Consider the following 20,655-nt stretch of genomic DNA (forward strand, 5'->3'; position numbering starts at 1 on the left):
GCGAGGCGGCGTGCGACTCGCGGCGGCCGGAATCATCCCGGGGATGTAGTCCGAGCCGGCCCGGCTAGAAGCCGAGGCGCCCCAGGAGCTTCGGGTCGCGCTGCCAGTCCTTCGCGACCTTGACGCGGATCGACAGGAAGACCTGCTTGCCGACCAGGGGCTCGATCTGCGCCCGAGCCCGTTCGCCGACCTCGCGGAGCCGCTGCCCCCTGTGGCCGATGACGATGCCCTTCTGGCTGTCGCGCTCGACGAAGAGGTTCGCGTAGATCTCGACGAGCTCCTTGTCGTCGCGCTCGACGATGTCGTCGATGGTGACGGCCAGCGAGTGCGGCAGCTCGTCTTCGACGCCCTCGAGCGCGGCCTCGCGGATGAGCTCGCCGACGCGGTCCTCCAGGACCTCCTCGGTCGCGACGTCGGACGGGTAGAGCTGGGGTGAGAGCGGCAGCAGCTTGATCAGCTCGGTGACGATCGTGTCGAGCTGGATGCCGGTGACGGCCGACACCGGGATGATGGTGTCCCAGTCGCGGAGCTGGCTGACGGCCTGCAGCTGCTCGGCGACGGCCGGCCGCGAGGTGGCATCGACCTTCGTGACGATGGCGACCTTCTTCGCGCGCGGGAACGCGTCGAGCTGCTCGTTGATGAAGCGGTCGCCGGGGCCGAGCTTCTCGTCGGCGGGCACGCAGAAGCCGATGACGTCGACGTCGCCCAGGGTGTCCTGGACCACGCTGTTCAGCCGCTCCCCCAGCAGGGTGCGGGGCCGGTGCATGCCCGGCGTGTCGACGAGGACCAGCTGGCCCGTCGCCGAGTGCACGATGCCGCGGATCGCCCGGCGGGTCGTCTGCGGCTTGGACGACGTGATGGCGACCTTCTCGCCGACGAGGGCGTTGGTCAGGGTCGACTTGCCGACATTGGGGCGGCCGACGAACGAGACGAAGCCCGCTCGGAAGCCGGCGGGTGACTCGGGGATGGAGCTGGAGGTGGTCATCGGGTGGTCCGATCGCTGGTGGTGCTGGTGGCTGTGCTGGTGGGAGACGAGGAGGCAGAGGCCGCGGCGAACGCCGCCTGGGAGGCCTCGAGGGCGGCGTCCCGCTTGACCAGCACGGTCTGCAGGTCGCGGCGGCGGCCCTCGGTGCGGTTGGCGGTGAGGATGAGGCCCGACACGGTGACCTGCGAGCCGCGCTCCGGGAGGCGCCCGAGCGCCTTGGTGAGCAGGCCGCCGACCGAGTCGACGTCGTCGTCGTCGAGCTCGATGCCGAAGAGGTCGCCGAGCTCGTCGACCGGGAAGCGGGCGCTGACGAGGAACGTGCCCTCGCCCATCGGACGGTACGAGACCACGGTCTGGTCGTACTCGTCGCTGATGTCGCCGACGAGCTCCTCGATGAGGTCTTCCATCGTGACCAGGCCGGCGATGCCGCCGTACTCGTCGACGACCATCGCGAGGTGGTTCTTCTCGGTCTGCATCTGGCGCAGGGTCTCGTCGGCGCGCTTCGACTCGGGGATGAACACGGCCGGCTTCGAGAAGTCGGCGGCGAGGCGGTCTGCTCCAGGGCGCCCCTCGAACAGGCTGTGCCCCTCGAAGATCCAGCGCGTGACGTCGCGCAGATACACGATGCCGAGAACGTCGTCGCTGTCGCGGCCGATCACGGGGATGCGCGACACGCCCTTGCCGAGGAACGTCGACATGGTCTGCTCGATGGTCGCGTCGGAGTCGACGGTGACCATGTCGGTGCGCGGGATCATGACCTCGCGCACGACGGTCTCGCTGAACTCGAAGATGGAGTGGATCAGCGTCCTGTCGTCTTCGTCGAGCACGTCGAGCTCGGTGGCCTCGTCGACCATGCTGAGCAGCTGCTCCTCCGACGAGAACTGGGCGCTCCGCGGGCGGCCGGGCGTGACGCGGTTGCCCAGCCAGACGAGGGCCGCGGCGACAGGCCCGAGGACCACGCGCAGCGCGCGCAGGAAGCCGGCGACGACGCCGACCAGGGTGCGCGCGTGGGCCCGGCCGACACTCCGCGGACTCGACCCGACGAGCACGAACGAGACGGCGGTCATGATCAGAGCCGAGAGCAGCAGCGCGAGCCACCACTCGGCGAACGAGTAGGCGAACGCGAGCGAGACGAGCACGGCGGCGGCGGTCTCGGCGAGCACGCGGACGAAGTTGATGGCGTTCACCTGCGCGCCGACGTCGTCGGCGATGGCGAGGATCGCGCGGGCGCTGCCCTCGCGCCGTGCGGCGCGGCGCTGCTCGGCGAGCTCGATCAGGTCGTGGCGGCTGAGGACCCCGAGGGCGGAGTCGCTGGCGGCGAGGAGCCCGCCGATGACGACGAGGACGACGGCCGCGGTGATGAAGATCGCGATCATCATCGGCGGCTACCTCTGCGCGTCGGACGCGGCGAAAGCGGCGAGGATCTCGCCCTGGATGCCGAACATCTCTGCCTTCTCGTCGGGCTCCGCGTGGTCGAAGCCGAGAAGGTGCAGGATCCCGTGCGTCGTGAGCAGCAGGAGCTCGTCGAGCGTCGAGTGCCCGGCCGTGACGGCCTGGGGCGCGGCGACCTGGGGGCAGAGCACGATGTCGCCGAGCAGCCCGGGCGGCGTCGGCTCGCCTTCCGTGCCGGGACGGAGTTCGTCCATCGGGAAGCTCAGCACGTCGGTGGGGCCCGGTTCGTCCATCCACTGCACGTGCAGCTGCTCCATGGCGCCCTCGTCGACGAGCACGATCGCGAGCTCGGCCTCAGGGTGCACGTGCATCTGGTCGAGGGCGAAGGTCGCCAGGCGGAGGATCGCCGCTTCGTCGACCTCGACGCCGGACTCGTTGTTCAGCTCGATGGTCATGCGGGGGTCTCCTGGTCGGCAGCGGTCACCTGGTCGGCCGCGGTCACCTGGTCGGCAGCCGGCCGCGCAGCCGGCGAGGCGGCCTCGGTGCGCGCGTGCAGCCGCGCCATCTTCTCGGCGTCGAACTTCGTGTACGCGTCGACGATCTTCGCGACCAGGGTGTGCCTGACCACGTCGTCGCTCGTGAGGCGGGCGAAGTGGATGTCGTCGACGTCGCCGAGCACGCGGGTGACGAGCTGGAGCCCGCTGGAGCCGGTCGGGAGGTCGACCTGCGTGATGTCGCCGGTGACGACCATCTTGCTGCCGAAGCCGAGGCGGGTGAGGAACATCTTCATCTGCTCGGGAGTGGTGTTCTGCGCCTCGTCGAGCACGACGAAGGCGTCGTTGAGCGTCCGGCCGCGCATGTAGGCGAGCGGAGCCACCTCCACCGTTCCCGCGGCGAGGAGCTTGGGGACGATCTCAGGGTCCATCATCTCGTTGAGCGCGTCGTAGAGCGGCCGCAGGTACGGGTCGATCTTGTCGGTGAGCGTGCCGGGCAGGAAGCCCAGGCGCTCCCCCGCCTCGACCGCCGGACGCGTCAGGATGATCCGCGACACCTCGCGACGCTGAAGCGCCTGAACAGCCTTCGCCATCGCGAGGTACGTCTTGCCGGTGCCGGCGGGGCCGATGCCGAAGACGATCGTGTTGTCGTCGATCGCGTCGACGTACTCCTTCTGGCCGAGGGTCTTGGCGCGGACGCTCTTGCCCTTGTTCGTCACGATGGCGGCGCCGAACAGCTCGGCGGGGTGGCCCTGCCCGTCGGCGAGGATGCGGCCGGTGGTGCGCACCTCGGCAGGGCCGACGTCGTGGCCCTGGCGCACCATCGTCACGAGCTCGTCGACGAGCTCGCGGGCGCGGCGGACGTCGTCGGCCGGACCCTCGAGGGCGACCTCGTTGCCTCGGACGAGGACTCGGACTGAGGGGTACTGCTGCTCGACGGCGCGGAGCAGGCGGTCCTGCGGGCCGAGGAGCTGCACCATGGCGACCCCGTCGACGATGAGGTCGTCGCGAATGGCCCCGTCGGGGATGTTGCTGGAGGAGCTAGGCAAGTGAGCCTTCCTGGAGGTTCCCCGCCATGACGTGCGCATGGACGTGGAAGACGGTCTGACCGACGGCTTCGCCGGTGTTGAAGATCAAACGGAATTGACCGCGCGGATAGTCCCCGAACAGCTCGGAATCCTCCGAGAGGGCCTTCGCGACGGCCACCATGTCGGCCAGGAGGGCCGGATCGCCAGCCGCGAGCTCCGCGACGTCTGCGTACTGCGGGTCCTTCGGGATCACGAGCAGGTGCACCGGCGCCTTGGGCGCGATGTCTCGGATCGCGATGACCGTCTCGGTCTCGTGCACGATCGTCGCAGGGATCTCGCGCGCGATGATCCGAGAAAAGACTGAAGGCTCCGAACTCATGCGCTCATCGTAACGAAGGCCGCCGACACGGGGCCGGGGCGCCGGCTCACCAGCGGCCGAGGCGGACGCTGAGCACGGCGATAGCGGCGGGCCCCGCGGTGGAGGTGCGCAGCACGCTGTCGCCGAGCCGCACCGCGACCGCACCCGCGGCGACCAGGCCGTCGACCTCGTGGGGGGTGATGCCGCCCTCCGGGCCGACCACGACGACGACGTCGCCGACGTCGGGCAGGGCGACGCTCGACAGCGCCTCCGTGGCGGTGGGGTCGAGCACGAGGACCCGCGCGGTTCCTGCGCGCGATTCGAGCTGTCTGGTGGTCGCCACGTCGCCGACCCGCGGCTGCCACGCCCGCACCGACTGCTTCGTCGCCTCGCGCACGATGGCGCTCCAGCGGGCGAGGCCCTTGGCGACCTTCGGGCCCTCCCACTTCGAGATGCTGCGGGCGGCGGCCCACGGCACGATCTCGTCGACGCCGAGCTCGGTGGCGGCCTGCACGGCCAGCTCGTCGCGGTCGCCCTTGGCGAGGGCCTGGGCCAGGACGAGGCGGCGATCGGGCGCAGGAACGTGCCCGACCTCCGCCGCTTCCAGCACCAGGCGGTCGCCCGAGGCCTCGAGCACCTCCCCCTCGACGACCAGCCCGCGGCCGTTGCCGACCCGGAGGGTCTCGCCGACCCGAACCCGGCTCACCGTCACCGCGTGGCGAGCCTCGGGGCCGGTGACGACCACCTGGGCGCCGACCCCGGTGTCGCCGAGCTCTTCGACGAGGTAGAAGTGCGCCACGATCAGAAGTTCAGGAAGCGATCGCGGAGCTTGCCGAACAGGCCCTGCTGGAACTGCGAGAGCTGGGGCGAGTCGTGCTTGCGGCCCGAGGCGAACTTCTCGATCAGGTCCTTCTCCTTGTGGCTGAGCTTGGTCGGGGTCACGACCTGCACGCCGATCTTGAGGTCGCCGCGGCCGGAGCCGCGCAGGCGCGTCACGCCGCGGTCTTTGATCGTGATGACGTCGGCGCTCTGCGAGCCGGGCTTCACCTCGACCGTCACGTCGCCGTCGAGCGCCTCGACGGTGGTCGTCGTGCCGAGGATCGCGTCGGCCATCTGCACCTCGAGGGTCGCGAGGAGGTCGTCGCCGTTGCGGCTGTACACATCGTGGTGGCGCACCTTGACCTCGAGGTAGAGGTCGCCGTTCGGGCCGCCGGCGGGGCCGACCTCGCCCTGGCCGGGCATCTGGAGGCGGATCCCGGTGTCGACGCCCGCGGGGATGTCGACGGGAATCGTGCGGCGAGCCCGGACGCGGCCCTGGCCCTGGCAGGTGGGGCAGGGGTTGGGGATGACGGTGCCGTAGCCGCGGCAGGTGCCGCAGGGACTCGACGTCATGACGTTGCCGAGGAGCGAGCGCACCTGGCGGTTGATCGAGCCGGTGCCGTGGCAGATGTCGCAGGTCTGCGGGCTGGTGCCCGGGGCGCAGCACGAGCCGTTGCAGGTGTCGCAGAGGACGGCCGTGTCGACCTCGATGTCGCGCTGGACGCCGAAGACGATGTCGTCGAGGTCGACCTCGAGGCGGAGCAGGGCGTCCTGCCCGCGCTCACGGCGCGACCGCGGACCCTGCCGCTGCTGCTGGCCGCCGCCGAAGAACGCGTCGAAGATGTCGCCGAACCCGGCCGCGCCGGCACCGCCGCCGAACCCGGCCTGCGGGCCGAGGTCGTAGCGCTCCCGCTGCTGCGGATCGCTCAGCACGTCGTACGCGTGTGTCACCTCCTTGAAGCGCTCCGATGCCTCGGGGCTGGGGTTCACGTCGGGGTGGAGCTGGCGCGCCAGCTTCCGGTAGGCCTTCTTGATCTCGTCGGAGCTGGCCTTGCGGTCGACTCCGAGGACGTCGTAGTGATCTGCCACTTGTCTCCGTGCTCGTTCTCGTGGGGGTTTCGGGGCGGACTCGGCTCAGCGTTCGCCGAGGAGGCCGCTCAGGTAGCGGGCGACGGCGCGAACGGCCGCCATGTTGGTCGAGTAGTCCATGCGGGTCGGGCCGAGAACGCCCAACCGGGCGATCTCACCACCCGATGCCGTGTATCCGCTGGCGAGCACCGACGTCTGGGCGAGCCCGAACGACTCGTTCTCGCGGCCGATGCTGGCGATGACGCTGTCACCGCCGGCGAGATCGGCGCCCTGGTGCATCTCGCCGAAGAGGCGCAGCAGCGTGACCTGCTCCTCGATCGCCTCGAGCACCGGGAAGAGGTTGCCGGCGAAGTCCTCCTCGGTGAGCACGAGGTTCGCGGCGCCCGCCATGACGAGCTTCTCCTGGCGACCCGCCTTCGCCTCTTCGACGAGGGCCCGGCACACCGCCTCGACGAAGGGGGCGCGATCGGGCAGGAACTCGACGGTGAGAGTGGAGAGGACGGCGGCGGCCTCGGCCAGCGTCCTGCCGCCGACGCGGGTGTTCAGCTTGGCTCGCAGCTCGCCCACGAACAGCTCGTCGATCTCGTGGCCCGCGTCGATCGTGCGCTGCTCGACGTGGCCGGCGTCGGTGATGAGCACCGTCATGAGGCGGGTGTCGCTGAGTCGCACGAGCTCGATGTGCCGGACGGTCGCCGCCGAGAACGTCGGGTACTGGACCAGCGCCACCTGGTTGGTGAGCTGCGAGAGCAGGCGCACCGTGCGCGAGAGCACCTCGTCGAGGTCGGACGAGTTGCCGAGGAACGTCTCGATCGCCGTCCGCTGCGCCGCCGTGAGCGGTCGCAGGTCGGCGAGCTGGTTCACGAACAGCCGGTAGCCCTTGTCGGTCGGCACCCGACCCGACGAGGTGTGCGGGGCTGCGATCAGCTCCTCCTCTTCGAGCAGGGCCATGTCGTTGCGGATCGTCGCCGCCGAGACGCCGAACTGGTGCCGCTCGACGATCGACTTCGAGCCGACCGGCTCGCGCGACTCGACGTAGTCGTGGACGATGACGCGGAGCACTTCGAGACCTCGTTCGCTGACCACGCAGGCCTCCCATCGTCTGTCTGGCACTCGCTGAGTAAGACTGCCAATCGTACTCCACGGGGCACCGCAACCCTGGTTGCGGGGACGCGTCCGCCGCTAAGCTCGGCGCGAACTCGGTGCCCGGGACCCCGCGCACCGCCAGCGCAGACGATTGGTGAGATCACATGACCGACGCCCCGCCCCCGCCCAAGGACGACCAGCCCACGCCGCCGCCCACCGGCTCCTACGGCAATCCCGGTCAGTACGGTCAGTCCGGTCAGTCCGGACAGGCTCCCTACGGCGGCACGCCCGGCTACCAGCCGCCGCAGCCCCTGCGCCCGGAAGACGAGAAGCTGTGGGCGACCCTGATCCACATCGGCGGGATCCCCTTCGGGTTCATCCCCGCGCTGATCGGCTACCTGGTGCTGCGCGACCGGGGCCCCTTCATTAAGGAGCACACCCGCGTCGCCCTTAACTTCCAGATCACGATGGCCATCGCGTACGCCGTGGGAGCCGTCCTGACGGCGGTCGTCATCGGCGGCTTCATCATCTTCGCCGTGCTCGTCGTCAACGTGATCTTCTCGATCATCGCCGCCGTCGCCGCCAACCGCGGCCAGTACTACAAGTACCCGCTGTCGATCGAGTTCATCAAGCCGTAACAGTCGCCGGCCGTCGCCGTCGCCGTGGTCCGCCCCCGTCGCGGCGACGGCGGCGGCCCGACGGCGGATCAGTCGGGGAGGAGGCGGCGGACGACCGCGTCGGCGAGCAGCCGGCCCCGGAGGGTGAGGCGGAGCGCGCCGGCGATCGCCGTGCGACCGTCGATCAGCCCGTCGGCGATCAGGCCGGCCACCTCGGCGCGGCCCGTGTCGCCGAGCTCGGCGATGCGCAGGCCGTCGCGGATGCGGACGGCGAGGAGCACGCGCTCCGTAGCCCGCGTCTCGGCGTCGAGCGTCTCGCGTCCGGCCGCGGGCGACAGCCCGGCGACGATCCGCTCGGCGTAGGCCGCGGGGTGCTTGACGTTCCACCAGCGGACCCCGCCGACGTGGCTGTGCGCGCCGGGGCCGACGCCCCACCAGTCGTGGCCGCGCCAGTACGACAGGTTGTGCCGGCTCTCGTGGCCCTCGCCCCGCGCCCAGTTGCTGACCTCGTACCACTCGTAGCCGGCGGCGGCGAGCACCTCGTCGGCCAGCTCGTACATGTCGGCGGCGGTGTCGTCGTCGGGCTGGGCGACCTCGCCGCGGCGGATCTGCCGTGCGAGCTTCGTGCCGTCCTCGACGATCAGCGAGTACGCCGACAGGTGGTCGGGCTCCTGCGCGATGGCGTGGTCGAGCGAGCGGCGCCAGTCGTCGAGCGACTCCCCCGGCGTGCTGTAGATCAGGTCGAGGCTCACGTCGAGCCCGGCGTCGCGCGCCCAGGCCACGACCAGCGGGATCCGAGCCGGATCGTGAGTGCGCTCCAGGGTGGCCAGCACGTGCGGCACGGCGGACTGCATGCCGAAGCTCACCCGCGTGAAGCCGGCGCGCTTCAGGTCGACGAGGTAGTCGGCGTCGACGGAGTCGGGGTTCGCCTCGGTCGTGACCTCGGCGCCGGGCTCGATGCCCCAGGTGTCGCGGACGGCCGTCAGCATGCCGCCGAGATCGGAGGAGGGCAGCATCGTCGGGGTCCCGCCCCCGAAGAAGACCGACGAGGCCGAGCGTGGCGGGAGCCCGGCGTCGTGCAGCACCCGGTCGGCCCCCCGGATCTCGGCGATGGCCTGCGAGGCGTAGTCGCTCCGCTTGGCGCCTCGCAGCTCGTCGCCGGTGTAGGTGTTGAAGTCGCAGTAGCCGCAGCGGACACGGCAGAAGGGCACGTGAACGTAGACGCCGAAGTCGCGCGACTCGACACCGTCGACGACGCTCGCCGGCAGGCTGCCGTCGGCGGGTGCCGGGTCGGCGAGCGGAAGGGCGCTCGGCACTGTCAGTCGCCCACCAGCACGCGGAGGTAGCGCTGGGTGTACTTCGTCTGCTGGAGGCGCAGGAACGGCGCGACCAGGCGCCACTTCCAGTTCGCCGGCTTCGAGAACACCCGCACGGTCAGCCAGACGGAGCCGTCGTCGGTCTGGTCGATGACCCAGCTCTCCTCGCCGCTCTCGGGGTGGCCGTCGAGCGTGCCGTAGGCGAAGCCCTTGCGCGTCGGGTCGTCGATCACGTAGACGACGCGGACCGGCGCGTGGACGGTGCGGCCGTAGGCGTGGATGTCGAGGACGGCCTCGGTTCCGGCGACCAGGAACGGCTCGCCCTCGGGGCTGAAGTGCGACTCGCCGGTCGGAGCGGCGTAGTCGGCGGGGTCGAGCGGGTTGCCCTCGTCGTCGAAGGTGACGGGCGTGTACGCACCCTCCTCGAACGACGGGGTGCTGGTGACGCGCACGCGGATGCCGCTGCGCTCCTGGACCTTCCACGTCATGATCGCGGCCCAGGCGGCCTCGAAGCGGGCGTCGCCGTGGCCGATGCGCGTGCGGTACTCGGCGGGGCGGAATCCCTTCGGCGGGTACTGCAGGAGGTCGGGCGCCTGGGTAGCCCCGACCTGCCCGTAGGTGGTCTGGATCTCGGTGTGGGTCTGACGGCGCATCCGACGATTCTAGACGGGGCCGCGTCGCCGCGTCCCGGTCACGTGGTGGCCGCAGGCGCAGCGGCATCGAGATGGCCGTGGCCGTCGCCACCCTGGCGGGCGGGCGACGGCCACGGCCATCTCGCGACGCGGGTCAGGCCTTGCGGCCCGTGAGCGCGCGCACGATCCAGCCGATGATCCCGATCGCGACGATGATGAGGCCGACGAAGAGCAGGAACTTCAGGGCGGCGCCGAGGAAGCTGAGCCCGAAGACGATGATTCCGACGATGATGATGACGATGAAGAGAGCAGGCATGCGTCCAGCATGCTCCCAGCGGCCGGCGAGTGCCGCCCCGCCGCCTACTTCTTGTCTTTCTTCTCCACGTCACCGGAGAGCGCGGCGATGAAGGCCTCCTGCGGCACGTCGACCCGGCCGATGGTCTTCATGCGCTTCTTGCCCTCCTTCTGCTTCTCGAGGAGCTTGCGCTTTCGGGTGATGTCGCCGCCGTAGCACTTGGCCAGGACGTCCTTCCGCATGGCGCGGATCGACTCGCGGGCGATGATCCGGGCGCCGATGGCGGCCTGGATCGGCACCTCGAACTGCTGACGCGGGATCAGCTCGCGCAGGCGGCCGGTCATCAGCACGCCGTACGCGTAGGCCTTGTCGCGGTGGACGATCGTCGAGAACGCGTCGACCTGCTCGCCCTGCAGCAGGATGTCGACCTTGACCAGGTCGGCCTCCTGCTCGCCGCTGGGCTCGTAGTCGAGCGACGCGTAGCCCTGGGTCTTGCTCTTGAGCTGGTCGAAGAAGTCGAAGACGATCTCGCCGAGCGGCATGTTGTAGCGCAGCTCGACGCGGTCCTCGCCGAGGTACTCCATGCCGAGCAGGTTGCCGCGGCGCGACTGGCAGAGCTCCATGATGACGCCGACGTAGTCTTTCGGCGCGAGGATCGCGGCCTTCACCATGGGCTCGGCCACGCTCATGATCTTGCCGTCGGGGAACTCGGACGGGTTCGTGACCGTGGTGGTCTTCTTGTCTTCGGTCGTCACCTCGTAGATCACGCTCGGCGCGGTCGTGATGAGATCGAGGTTGAACTCGCGCTCGAGGCGCTCCGTGATGATCTCGAGGTGCAGCAGGCCGAGGAAGCCGCAGCGGAAGCCGAAGCCGAGCGCGACCGAGGTCTCGGGCTCGTAGACGAGCGCCGCGTCGGACAGCTTGAGCTTGTCGAGCGCCTCGCGGAGCACCGGGTAGTCGCTGCCATCGATCGGGTAGAGCCCCGAGAACACCATCGGGAGCGGCTCGGTGTAGCCGGCGAGGGCGACGGTGGCCGGCTTGGCGGCCGTCGTGACCGTGTCGCCGACCTTCGACTGGCGCACGTCTTTCACCCCGGTGATGAGGTAGCCGACCTCGCCGACGCCCAGACCCTGAGAGGCAAGGGGCTCGGGCGACGAGACGCCGATCTCGAGGATGTCGTGGACCGCGCGGGTCGACATCATCTGGATCTTCTCGCGCGGCTTCAGGCTGCCGTCGATCATGCGGACGTAGGTGATGACGCCGCGGTAGCTGTCGTAGACCGAGTCGAAGATCATGGCGCGGGCCGGAGCGTCTTTGTCGCCCTTTGGCGACGGGATGCGGTTCACGACGACGTCGAGGAGCTCCTCGACGCCGACGCCGGTCTTGCCGCTGACGCGCAGCACGTCTTTCGGGTCGCCGCCGATGAGCTGCGCGAGCTCGGCCGCGTACTTGTCGGGGTCAGCCGCGGGCAGGTCGATCTTGTTGAGCACCGGGATGATCTCGAGGTCGTTCTCGAGCGCCAGGTAGAGGTTGGCGAGCGTCTGCGCCTCGATGCCCTGGGCCGCGTCGACCAGCAGGATCGCGCCCTCGCAGGCCGCGAGCGACCGGGAGACCTCGTAGCTGAAGTCGACGTGGCCGGGGGTGTCGATCATGTTGAGCGCGTAGGTCGTGCCGTCGACGGCCCACGGCATGCGGACGGCCTGGCTCTTGATCGTGATACCGCGCTCGCGCTCGATGTCCATGCGGTCGAGGTACTGGGCACGCATGGCGCGGTCCTCGACGACGCCGGTGATGCCCAGCATGCGGTCGGCGAGAGTCGACTTGCCGTGGTCGATGTGCGCGATGATGCAGAAGTTGCGGATCGCGTCGGGCGCGGTCGAGGCGGGCTCGAGGGCGGTAACGGCTTTGGGGCTCACGTGGTCTCTCTGGCGCAGTCGGTCTAGCGGTCGGGACATTCTCCCACGAGCGCGCTCGGGCGGGGACCGCGGCCTTCCGTCAGGCGGGGACCGGCAGGGCGCGCAGGCCGCGCTCGAGCACGTCGAGGGGTGCCGCGAGGCTGATCCTGATCCAGCCCTCGCCCGAGCGGCCGAAGGCGCTGCCGGGGGCGATGGCGACGCGCTCGGCGATCAGGAAGTCCTCCGCCCATTGAGCGACGTCGCCCCGGGAGGCGTGCGAGACGTCGACCCAGAGGTAGAAGGCGCCGGCCGGGTCGAGGAAGGCCAGACCCCGCTGGCGCAGGATCTCCCGAGCCGCCTCGAGGTTCTCCCGGTAGTGCTCGCGCGCATCGGCGACGGGCTGGTTGTCGCCGGTGACGGCGGCAAGGGCCGCCCACTGGTCGGGCTCGGCGACGCAGCTGATCTGCGCCTCCTGCACCGTTCTCATCGTCTCGGAGAGCCCTCGGGGCGTGACGAGGTAGCCCACACGCACGCCGGTCATCGCGTAGGTCTTGCTCAGGGAGAAGACGCTGAACACCCGGTCGTCGTCGTCGAGCGCCGCGAGGCTCACGTGCGCCGTGCCGTAGGTGAAGTACTCGTACACCTCGTCGCTGATCACCCAGAGGTCGTGGCGGCGGGCGAAGTCGAGGATCCGGCGCAGCAGCGCCTCGCCGAACACCGTGCCGAGGGGGTTCGAGGGCGAGTTGACGATGATGGCGCGCGTCCGGTCGGTGACCAGGGGCTCCAGGGCGTCGACGTCCGGCTCGAAACCGTGCTCGGCCGAGAGCGCGTACGGCACCGCGTGCGCGTCGAGCATGTGCGCGTTCATGGTAAAGGTCGTGTAGCCGGGATCAGGAACGAGCACCTCGTCGCCCGGCCCGAGCAGCAGGCCCATCGCCTGGTGCAGGGCCTGAGTCGCCCCGACGGTCACCCAGACCTGCTCCTCGGCCACGTGCACGTCGTTCTCGCGCGCCAGCTTGGCCACCAGGGCGGCCCGGAGCGGCGCGATGCCGCCGTTGGGCGTGTAGCTCGTGCGGTCCTCGGCCCAGGCGCGCCGGGCGGCGTCGATGATGTGGCGGGCGACCGGCACGTCGGGCTCGCCGACGACCAGCATCGCGACGTCGTCGAGCTTCATCGCGATCTCGAACACCCGTCGGATACCGGAGCCGGGCACGGACAGGATGTGCGGGGCGAGGGAAGGCATGCCGAGACGTTACTACGACACGCTCGGCCCGCTTGATTGCCGCTCGGCAGACGCCCTGGTAGTGTTGATTCTTGGCTTCCGCCGCCGCTTCCCCGCTGCGCGGCGATTCGCAGTCAGTTCGCCTAGGCGACCAGGTCCACCCTCTATGGGCCTGATCGGCTGCGTACACACTCTTATCAATCCAGACAGAAGGTTCACCACAGTGGCAAACATCAAGTCGCAGATCAAGCGCATCGGCACCAACAAGAAGGCCCAGGACCGCAACAAGGCCGTCAAGAGCGAGCTGAAGACCGTCATTCGCTCGACGCACGCCGCCATCACCGGCGGCGACAAGGCCGCTGCGACCGCCGCTCTCGTCGTCGCGACGAAGAAGCTCGACAAGGCCGTCAGCAAGGGTGTCATCCACCAGAACCAGGCTGCCAACCGCAAGTCGGCGATCGCCAAGCAGGTCGCGGCCCTCTAGGTCCCGCGCCGCTGTACGAAGGCCCCGCCTCCCGATTCGGGAGGCGGGGCCTTCGTCGTGCGGGGGCGTCGGCCCCCGGGACCGGCTCGAGCGCGCCCTGCGGCGACTCGGCCCCGCCGCAACGGCTCAGCCCCGCCGTCGCGACGGCGGGCGCGTGCCGATTCGGCGGGCCCGAGCTGCCGGGCCCCGCCTCTAGCGCGTAGCGCCTCGACGGCTGACGACGCTGACCATGCGCTCGAGGGCGTACACGGCGTCGCGCTCGGCGCCCTTGACGGCGGCGTCGGTGGTGGCGATGAGGTCGATGGCGCGGCCGAGCCCCTCGTCGGACCACCCGCCGAGGTCGCGCTGCGCGCGCTGCACCTGCCAGGGCGCCAGCCCGAACCGCGACGCCAGCTCGCCCTGGCTGGAGCGCCCGCCGCCGCTGACCTTGGCCATGGTCCGGAGCTTGGACGCGAAGGCGGCGACGATCGGCACGGGGTCCTGCCCCGAGGCCAGCGCATGCCGCAGCAGGATCAGGGCCTCACCCTGCCGCCCGGCGATCGCGGTGTCGGCGACCTTGAACGCGTTGGTCTCGACGCGACCCGAGTAGTACTTCTCGACGGTCACCTCGGTGATCTCGGCGGCCCCGTCGGCAAGGAGCTGCTGGCACGCGGAGGCGAGCTCCGAGAGGTCGTCCTGGAACGCCTGCACCAGCGCACGAAGGGCTCCGGCCGATACGCGCCGCCCCTCGGCGGCGAACTCGGCGGCGGCGAAGTCGAGCTTCTCGGTGTCTTTCTTGAGCTCGGCGCAGATGACCTCGATGCCGCCGCCGAGGCCGCCGCGGAGCGCGTCGAGCAGCTTCTTGCCTCGGACTCCCCCGCCGTGGCGGAGCACGAGGTAGGTGTCGTCGGCCGGCGCCTCCAGGTACGAGAGCGCCTCCTGCAGGAATGCGTCGGTGCACTTCTCGACGTTGGCGACTCGGATGAGGCGCGGCTCGGCGAACAGCGACGGGCTTGCCAGCGTGATCAGCTCACCGGGGCCGTACTGGTCGGCCGAGAGATCGTGGACCTCGAGCCGAGGGTCTTCGGCGACAAGCTGGTCGCGCAGCTGCCGGACGGACCGGTCGGCGAGAAACTGCTCGGGCCCCGAGACCAGGATCACGGGCGCCGGACGAATGGCGTCCCATCCGACCTGGGCGATCTGGACGGCCTTCGTCGCCTTGCCCGCGGTTCGCGCTGCCATGTCTCTCCTCCGGGCGGTCCGTGCCGGGCCGTGTCGAGCGGCCCGGGGCCGCGACCGGTTCGGCGAGGCCGGGGTCAAGCCTAGGTGCACCGGCCGTCACGCGTGCTCCTGCGCGCCAGACGGCGATGCCGCCGTCGGAGTCGCGGGCGAGGGCGACGGTGCCGTCCTCGTCGCTGCGGACGACGGCGGCGCCGACCGACTGCAGCAGGTCGACGGTCTGCGCGACGGGGTGGCCGTAGGTGTTGTCGGCCCCGACGCCGATCAGGGCGATGCGGGGCCGTAGTTCCTGGTACAGAGAAGGGCTCTGGTCGCGCGACCCGTGGTGCGACACCTTGACGACGTCGACCGGGCCGAAGTCGGTGCGTCCGCGCAGGCGCGCCTGCTCGCGTTCGCCGAGGTCGCCCAGCAGCACCGCGGTCAGCTGCGCCGGCGCGCAGACCGAGGCGCACGAGACCGAGAGCACGACGCTCGCCTCGTTGCCCGGCGTCGTCCCGTCAGGCGGCCACAGCATGGTGAGCCGCGCGTCGCCCAGCCGAGTCGACGCACCCGGCGTCGCGGCGACCACCGCCCGAGCCCTGAGCGCAGGAACGACGTCGCCACCGCCCGGCCCCACGAGCACGGTCTCCACCCGCCCGGCCAGCGACCCGGACGCGCCGACGTGGTCGGCGTCGAAGTGGGTGAGCACGAGGAGGTCGATCCGGCCGATGCCGAAGGACTGCAGGCAGGTGGCCAGCAAAGCCGCATCGTCGCCGGTGTCGACGAGCGCCACCCTGCCCGCCGACCGGACGAGCACGGCGTCGCCCTGGCCCACGTCGCACTGCGCGATCTGCCAGTCGGCGGGGAGGGTCGCGCGGCGGCCGAGCGTGCCGCCGGCGGTGGTCGCGGCCAGGGGCACGAGGAGCGCGAGCAGGGCGGAGGTCGCGACACGGCGGGCGCGGCGGTGCGACGGCGCGAGCACCGCGGCGGCGGCCAGCAGCACGACGAGTGCGGCGACCCCGACGGCGAGAGCGCCCGCGCCCCACTCGAGCCGCGCCCCGGGGACGCCGGCCGCGAACCGGGCCACCGCGGCGATCCAGGTCGAGGGGAGCCCCGCGGCGTGAGACACGGCGACCGCGGCGGCGGGCCAGACGGGGCCGAGCAGGCACGCGACCAGGCCGAGGACCGTCGCGACGGGTGCCGCCGGTTCGGCGAGGACGTTGGCGGGGATGCCGACGAGCGGCACACCGGGGTCGAGCAGGAGCAGCAGCGGCTGGCAGGCCAGCTGCGCCGCGATCGGCACGGCGAGAGCGACTGCGATCGGCGACGGCACGACCCGGGCCAGGACGAGGCTGAGCGGCCCGGTCAGCACCACGAGCCCCGCGGTCGCCAGCACCGACAGGGCGAACCCGAACGATCGCGCGAGCCACGGGTCGCTCAGCAGGAGCACGACGACGGCGAGCGACACCAGAGGGAGCCCGCGCACGGGTCGTCCCCACGCAGTCAGGGCGAGCCCCGCCAGAGCCATGACGGCGGCGCGCTGGACGCTCGGCTCGGGAGTCACCAGCACCACGAATCCGCCGAGCACCAGGGCGGCTGCCCCGTAGCGAACGAGCCGCGGCACCCCGAGCGCGGCCGCCAGCATTAGCGTGACGGCGACGACGACGGCGCAGTTCGCACCCGACACCGCCGTGAGGTGGGCCAGAGACGACCGTTTCATCGCCTGGTCGAGGTCGGCCGAGACGCGTGCCGTGTCGCCGAGCGTCAGCCCCGGGAGCAGGTCGCCGCCGTCGCCCGGGAGACCGGCGGTGGTGCGCGCGAAGCCGTCGCGTAGGTCGGCGGCCCACCCGCCGAGCCCCGACGCAGGCCTCACCACCTCGACCGGCGAGGACGGCCGCAACGCCAGCGCATGGGGATCGCCGGGGGTGAACTCGGAGAGCCGGCCGGTCACGGCGACGGTGTCGCCGGCGGTGGGCCAGGCGGCGCCCGGCTCCGCGCCGAGGACGAGGGTGCGGAGGGGGTGGGCGGGTTCCTGCGCCCCGACCCTGCTGATCGACAGGGTGAGCGTGCCGGTACGCGGATCGGGCAGGCCGACGACCTCGCCGACGACGGCCGTCGAGGTGTTCGGCAGCGACTCCGGCGACGGCAGGCGGATCCACGCCGACCCGGCGAGGGCTGCGACGACGCCGAGCATCACGGCCACGAGCCCGAGCCGCCGACCGACGAGCAGCACGCACGACCCGACCGCGGCGACTCCCGCGATCATCGGCAGCGCGGCAGGGTGAGGCAGCGCGAGCACCAGCGCACCCCACCCCGCCGCCGCCGGCGCCGCCAGCCGCACGTCGATCACCCCGCCACCACGCTCTCCCGCAGCGCCTCGAGCTTCTTCTCGCCGATCCCCGGCACGTCGAGAAGGTCTTCGACGGCGGCGAACCGCCCGTGCTCGTCGCGCCACGCGAGAATCGCGGCGCTCGTCGCCGGCCCGACGCCCGACAGCGTCTCGAGGGTCGCGGCGTCGGCCGCGTTGAGGTCGACCATGCCCGAAGGCGCCGACGACGACGACGTGCCGGCTGGCGGCACCGGCGAAGCCGACTCCCCCACCCTCGGCACGACGATCTGCTCGCCGTCGGCGACCGTGCGAGCGAGGTTCAGCGCTGTCTGGTCGGCATCGCCGCGAAACCCGCCGGCCCGGGCCACCACGTCGACCGCCCGCGACCCGGACGCCACCTCGTACAGTCCGGGCCGCTCGACCCGCCCCAGGATGTGCACGAACACCCGCCCCGGCGAAGGCGTCGAGAGCGCCGGGGCCGGCGTCGTGAACGACGACACGGGCGCAGGAACATCGGCTACCGCCTGCCGCCCCGCCGTGATGGCCGACACCGCCACCACGATCCCGACCAGGACCACCGCCGCCACGACCGCCGCGCCCACGGCCACCCGCCACCGCGGCGCCGACCCCGGCTCGCGGAAGTCCGGCGTGCGCCCCTCTGAACTGCTCATGCGGCCACGCTAGGAAAGCGGCGGCCCCGGAGACGACGGAGCCGCCGATCTGTGCAGAGATCGGCGGCTCCGAGGCCCTGTGGAGAACAGGACGACAGCGTTACTTCACGGCGATGTTCACCACGCGCGGCGCCCGCACGATCACGTTGACGATCTCTTTGTCGCCGACGGCGCGCCTCACGGCCGCCGACTCGCGAGCCAAGGCCTCCAGCTCGTCGGCGCCGATCTTCGGCGAGACCTCGAGACGGTCGCGCACCTTGCCGTTGACCTGGATCACCGCGGTGACGCTGGTCTCGACGAGCAGCGTCGGGTCGGCCTTGCGCCAGCCGAAGGTCGCGACGTCGGAGTCGTAGCCGAGGCGCTCCCACATCTCGGCCGCGGTGTGCGGCGAGAACAGCGACAGAGCGAGAGCCACGGTCTCGGTGGCCTCTCGCACGGCCGGGTCGGCGGGGCCCGCGCCCGAGTCGACGGCCTTGCGGATCGTGTTGACGAGCTCCATGAGGCGCGCGACGACGACGTTGAACTTGAACGCCTCGACCAGGCTCGGGGCCTCCGACAGGAAGCGGTGCGTCGAGCGGCGGAGGTTCTGGTCGCCCTCGGCCCACACGGCGTCGGGCGTCGAGGCGACGTCGTTCGCCAGGCGGAAGGCCCGCGCCAGGAACTTGGCGGCGCCGGCGGGCGACACGTCTTCCCAGTTGATGTCGTCTTCGGGCGGGCCGGCGAACGCCATGGTGAGGCGGATCGCGTCGACGCCGTGCTCGGCGAGCTCGTCGCTCAGGTTGACGCCGCCCTTCGACTTCGACATCTTCGAGCCGCCCGAGAGCACCATGCCCTGGTTCAGCAGCGCGCTGAAGGGCTCGGTGAAGCCCACGTAGCCGAGGTCGAACAGCACCTTGGTGATGAAGCGCGCGTACAGCAGGTGCAGGATCGCATGCTCGACACCGCCGACGTACTGGTCGACGGGCGCCCACTTGTCGGCCTCCTTCGGGTCGAAGGCCATGGTGTCGTCGTTCGGGTTGAGGTAGCGCAGGTAATACCACGACGAGTCGACGAAGGTGTCCATCGTGTCGGGGTCGCGGAGGGCCGGACTGCCGTCGCGAGGGTCCTCGACGGTGACCCACTCGGTGGCGGCGCCCAGCGGCGACTGGCCCTTGGGCTTGAGGTCGAGGCCCTCGGTCGACGGCAGCTCGACGGGGAGCTGGTCGAGCGGAACAGGGATCTCGACGCCGTCGGCGCCGTGGATGATCGGGATCGGGGTGCCCCAGAAGCGCTGGCGCGAGATGAGCCAGTCCCGGAGGCGGTACGTCTTGGCGGCGCGGCCGTCGCCGGCGGTCTCCAGCGCCTCGATGATGCGCTTGATGCCGTTCGACTTGCTCAGCCCGGTGAAGACGCCCGAGTTCAGCAGGCGGCCCTCGCCGGTCAGGGCGGTGCCCGTCTCGGCGGGGTCGGTCGGCTCCAGATCGTCGGGCAGGATCGCCTGGCCGTTCTCGTCCAGCTCGAGCGCGGGGATCACACCGGTCACGGGCGCGTTCACGTCGACGACGACGCGCACGGGCAGGTCGTACTTCAGGGCGAAGTCGAGGTCGCGCTGGTCGTGCGCCGGCACGGCCATGACGGCGCCGTGGCCGTAGTCGGGCAGGACGTAGTCGGCGGCCCACACCGGGATCCGCTCGCCGGTCAGCGGGTTCTTGGCGTAGCGGCCGAGGAAGACGCCCTGCTTCGGGCGGTCGGCGGTCTGGCGCTCGATCTCGGTGCTCTTCTGCACCTCGGTCAGGAATGCCTGGAACGTCTCGGCGATCGCGGCGTCGTCCGCGCCGGCGACGAGCTCCGCCGCCAGGTCGGACTCCGGCGCGACGACCATGAAGGTGACGCCGTGCAGGGTGTCGGGGCGCGTCGTGAAGACCGTGATCTTCTCGGCGCGGCCCTCGACGGCGAAGTCGACGTCGGCACCCGTCGAGCGCCCGATCCAGTTGCGCTGCATCGCCAGCACCTTCGACGGCCAGCGGCCCTCGAGCTGGTTCAGGTCGTCGAGCAGGCGGTCGGCGTAGTCGGTGATCTTGAAGTACCACTGCGTGAGCTTCTTCTTCACCACGACGGCGCCCGAGCGGTCGGACGTGCCGTCGGCGAGCACCTGCTCGTTGGCGAGGACGGTCTGGTCCACAGGGTCCCAGTTGACCCAGCTGTCTTTCCGGTAGGCCAGGCCCTTCTCGTACATCTTGAGGAACAGCCACTGGTTCCACTTGTAGTACTCGGGGTCGGAGGTGTGGATCTCGCGGGTCCAGTCGACCGACACGCCGTACGCCTTCATGGCGGCGCGCTGCTGGTCGATGTTCGCGTACGTCCACTCGCGCGGGTCGGTGCCGCGCTTGATCGCGGCGTTCTCGGCGGGCAGCCCGAAGCTGTCCCAGCCCACGGGGTGCAGCACCTGGAAGCCCTGCTGCCACCAGTAGCGGGCAACGATGTCGCCGAACGCGAACGCCTCGGCGTGACCCATGTGCAGGTCGCCCGACGGGTACGAGAACATGTCCATGATGTACTTGCGCGGGCGCTTGTCGGTCGGGTCGTCGATCGTGAACGGCTGGCGCTCCTCCCAGACGGCCTGCCACTTCGTCTGCAGGGCGGCGAAGTCGTAGGCGTTCGGGTCGACGACGGTCGACTCGCCGTCATCGCCGGCGGCGTCGGTCGTCAGGTTCTGCTCGTGCTCGTGTGCCACGGAGGTTCTCAATTCACGTCTGGGGGTGCGGGCCCA

The 20,655-nt window shown here is 71.0% G+C and carries 18 protein-coding genes and 1 pseudogene; 2 read left to right on the forward strand and 17 right to left on the reverse strand.

The genetic code is table 11. The features are described from left to right. Positions 1–64 precede the first annotated feature (64 nt). The 8 genes from era to hrcA are packed head-to-tail and all read right to left on the reverse strand — an operon-like array spanning position 65 to position 7,248. The gene (era, locus tag EDF46_RS02815) at positions 65–985 is read right to left on the reverse strand and encodes a GTPase Era (protein ID WP_123504741.1); all 921 of its coding nucleotides are present in this window, start codon (positions 983–985) and stop codon (positions 65–67) included. Then, entirely contained in the window at positions 982–2,364 is a 1,383-nt protein-coding gene (locus EDF46_RS02820) for a hemolysin family protein (RefSeq protein WP_123504742.1), read from the reverse strand. Before EDF46_RS02820 ends, era begins: the two co-directional genes overlap by 4 nt. Before the next feature lie 6 nt (positions 2,365–2,370). Beyond that, positions 2,371–2,832, reverse strand: coding sequence for an rRNA maturation RNase YbeY (ybeY, locus tag EDF46_RS02825; protein WP_123504743.1), 462 nt, complete (start codon positions 2,830–2,832; stop codon positions 2,371–2,373). Then, the gene (locus EDF46_RS02830; RefSeq protein WP_370454037.1) at positions 2,829–3,920 is read right to left on the reverse strand and encodes a PhoH family protein; all 1,092 of its coding nucleotides are present in this window, start codon (positions 3,918–3,920) and stop codon (positions 2,829–2,831) included. The genes ybeY and EDF46_RS02830 overlap by 4 nt, the downstream gene beginning before the upstream one ends. Continuing rightward, complete coding sequence (locus EDF46_RS02835; RefSeq protein ID WP_123504745.1) at positions 3,913–4,278, reverse strand: histidine triad nucleotide-binding protein; 366 nt, start codon at positions 4,276–4,278, stop codon at positions 3,913–3,915. The genes EDF46_RS02830 and EDF46_RS02835 overlap by 8 nt, the downstream gene beginning before the upstream one ends. A gap of 46 nt (positions 4,279–4,324) precedes the next feature. Further along, positions 4,325–5,056: a 16S rRNA (uracil(1498)-N(3))-methyltransferase gene (locus tag EDF46_RS02840; RefSeq protein ID WP_123504746.1), complete on the reverse strand. Its 732-nt coding sequence runs from the start codon at positions 5,054–5,056 to the stop codon at positions 4,325–4,327. 2 nt (positions 5,057–5,058) lie between these two features. Next, positions 5,059–6,165 (reverse strand): molecular chaperone DnaJ, encoded by a 1,107-nt coding sequence (gene dnaJ / locus EDF46_RS02845; protein WP_123504747.1) that lies wholly within the window; start codon positions 6,163–6,165, stop codon positions 5,059–5,061. Between the two features lie 45 nt (positions 6,166–6,210). Then, positions 6,211–7,248, reverse strand: a complete 1,038-nt coding sequence (hrcA, locus tag EDF46_RS02850) for a heat-inducible transcriptional repressor HrcA (RefSeq protein ID WP_123504748.1) — start codon at positions 7,246–7,248, stop codon at positions 6,211–6,213. A gap of 164 nt (positions 7,249–7,412) precedes the next feature. On the opposite strand from hrcA, the gene EDF46_RS02855 reads away from it, so the two are divergent. Beyond that, complete coding sequence (locus tag EDF46_RS02855; protein WP_123504749.1) at positions 7,413–7,886, forward strand: DUF4870 domain-containing protein; 474 nt, start codon at positions 7,413–7,415, stop codon at positions 7,884–7,886. A 68-nt stretch (positions 7,887–7,954) separates the two neighbouring features. Here EDF46_RS02855 and hemW read toward each other — a convergent pair whose 3' ends face one another. The 5 genes from hemW to EDF46_RS02875 form a co-directional block, all read right to left on the reverse strand. After that, positions 7,955–9,181: a radical SAM family heme chaperone HemW gene (gene hemW / locus EDF46_RS02860; protein ID WP_123504750.1), complete on the reverse strand. Its 1,227-nt coding sequence runs from the start codon at positions 9,179–9,181 to the stop codon at positions 7,955–7,957. A 2-nt stretch (positions 9,182–9,183) separates the two neighbouring features. Further along, positions 9,184–9,834 (reverse strand): DUF1990 family protein, encoded by a 651-nt coding sequence (locus EDF46_RS02865; RefSeq protein ID WP_123504751.1) that lies wholly within the window; start codon positions 9,832–9,834, stop codon positions 9,184–9,186. A 133-nt stretch (positions 9,835–9,967) separates the two neighbouring features. Beyond that, positions 9,968–10,129, reverse strand: coding sequence for a hypothetical protein (locus EDF46_RS18250; protein WP_158614137.1), 162 nt, complete (start codon positions 10,127–10,129; stop codon positions 9,968–9,970). A gap of 44 nt (positions 10,130–10,173) precedes the next feature. After that, positions 10,174–12,024 carry a translation elongation factor 4 gene (gene lepA / locus EDF46_RS02870; protein WP_123504752.1) on the reverse strand — a complete coding sequence of 617 codons (1,851 nt, stop codon included), beginning with the start codon at positions 12,022–12,024 and terminating at the stop codon, positions 10,174–10,176. Positions 12,025–12,103: 79 nt separating this feature from the next. Further along, positions 12,104–13,246, reverse strand: a complete 1,143-nt coding sequence (locus tag EDF46_RS02875; RefSeq protein WP_123504753.1) for a pyridoxal phosphate-dependent aminotransferase — start codon at positions 13,244–13,246, stop codon at positions 12,104–12,106. Between the two features lie 202 nt (positions 13,247–13,448). Between EDF46_RS02875 and rpsT the strand changes: the two genes are divergently transcribed. Continuing rightward, positions 13,449–13,709 carry a 30S ribosomal protein S20 gene (rpsT, locus tag EDF46_RS02880; RefSeq protein WP_123504754.1) on the forward strand — a complete coding sequence of 87 codons (261 nt, stop codon included), beginning with the start codon at positions 13,449–13,451 and terminating at the stop codon, positions 13,707–13,709. Positions 13,710–13,901: 192 nt separating this feature from the next. Here rpsT and holA read toward each other — a convergent pair whose 3' ends face one another. The 4 genes and pseudogenes from holA to leuS form a co-directional block, all read right to left on the reverse strand. Next, positions 13,902–14,930, reverse strand: a complete 1,029-nt coding sequence (gene holA / locus EDF46_RS18640) for a DNA polymerase III subunit delta (protein WP_123504755.1) — start codon at positions 14,928–14,930, stop codon at positions 13,902–13,904. Positions 14,931–15,510: 580 nt separating this feature from the next. Beyond that, a pseudogene (locus EDF46_RS18645) lies at positions 15,511–17,172 on the reverse strand (ComEC/Rec2 family competence protein); the annotation flags it as partial. An 80-nt stretch (positions 17,173–17,252) separates the two neighbouring features. Further along, positions 17,253–17,906 (reverse strand): ComEA family DNA-binding protein, encoded by a 654-nt coding sequence (locus EDF46_RS02895; protein WP_233579772.1) that lies wholly within the window; start codon positions 17,904–17,906, stop codon positions 17,253–17,255. A 100-nt stretch (positions 17,907–18,006) separates the two neighbouring features. Further along, complete coding sequence (gene leuS, locus EDF46_RS02900; protein WP_370454039.1) at positions 18,007–20,619, reverse strand: leucine--tRNA ligase; 2,613 nt, start codon at positions 20,617–20,619, stop codon at positions 18,007–18,009. Between the last annotated feature and the right edge of the window lie 36 nt (positions 20,620–20,655).

It is taken from the genome of Frondihabitans sp. PhB188 (genome assembly GCF_003752365.1).
Lineage (GTDB): Bacteria > Actinomycetota > Actinomycetes > Actinomycetales > Microbacteriaceae > Frondihabitans.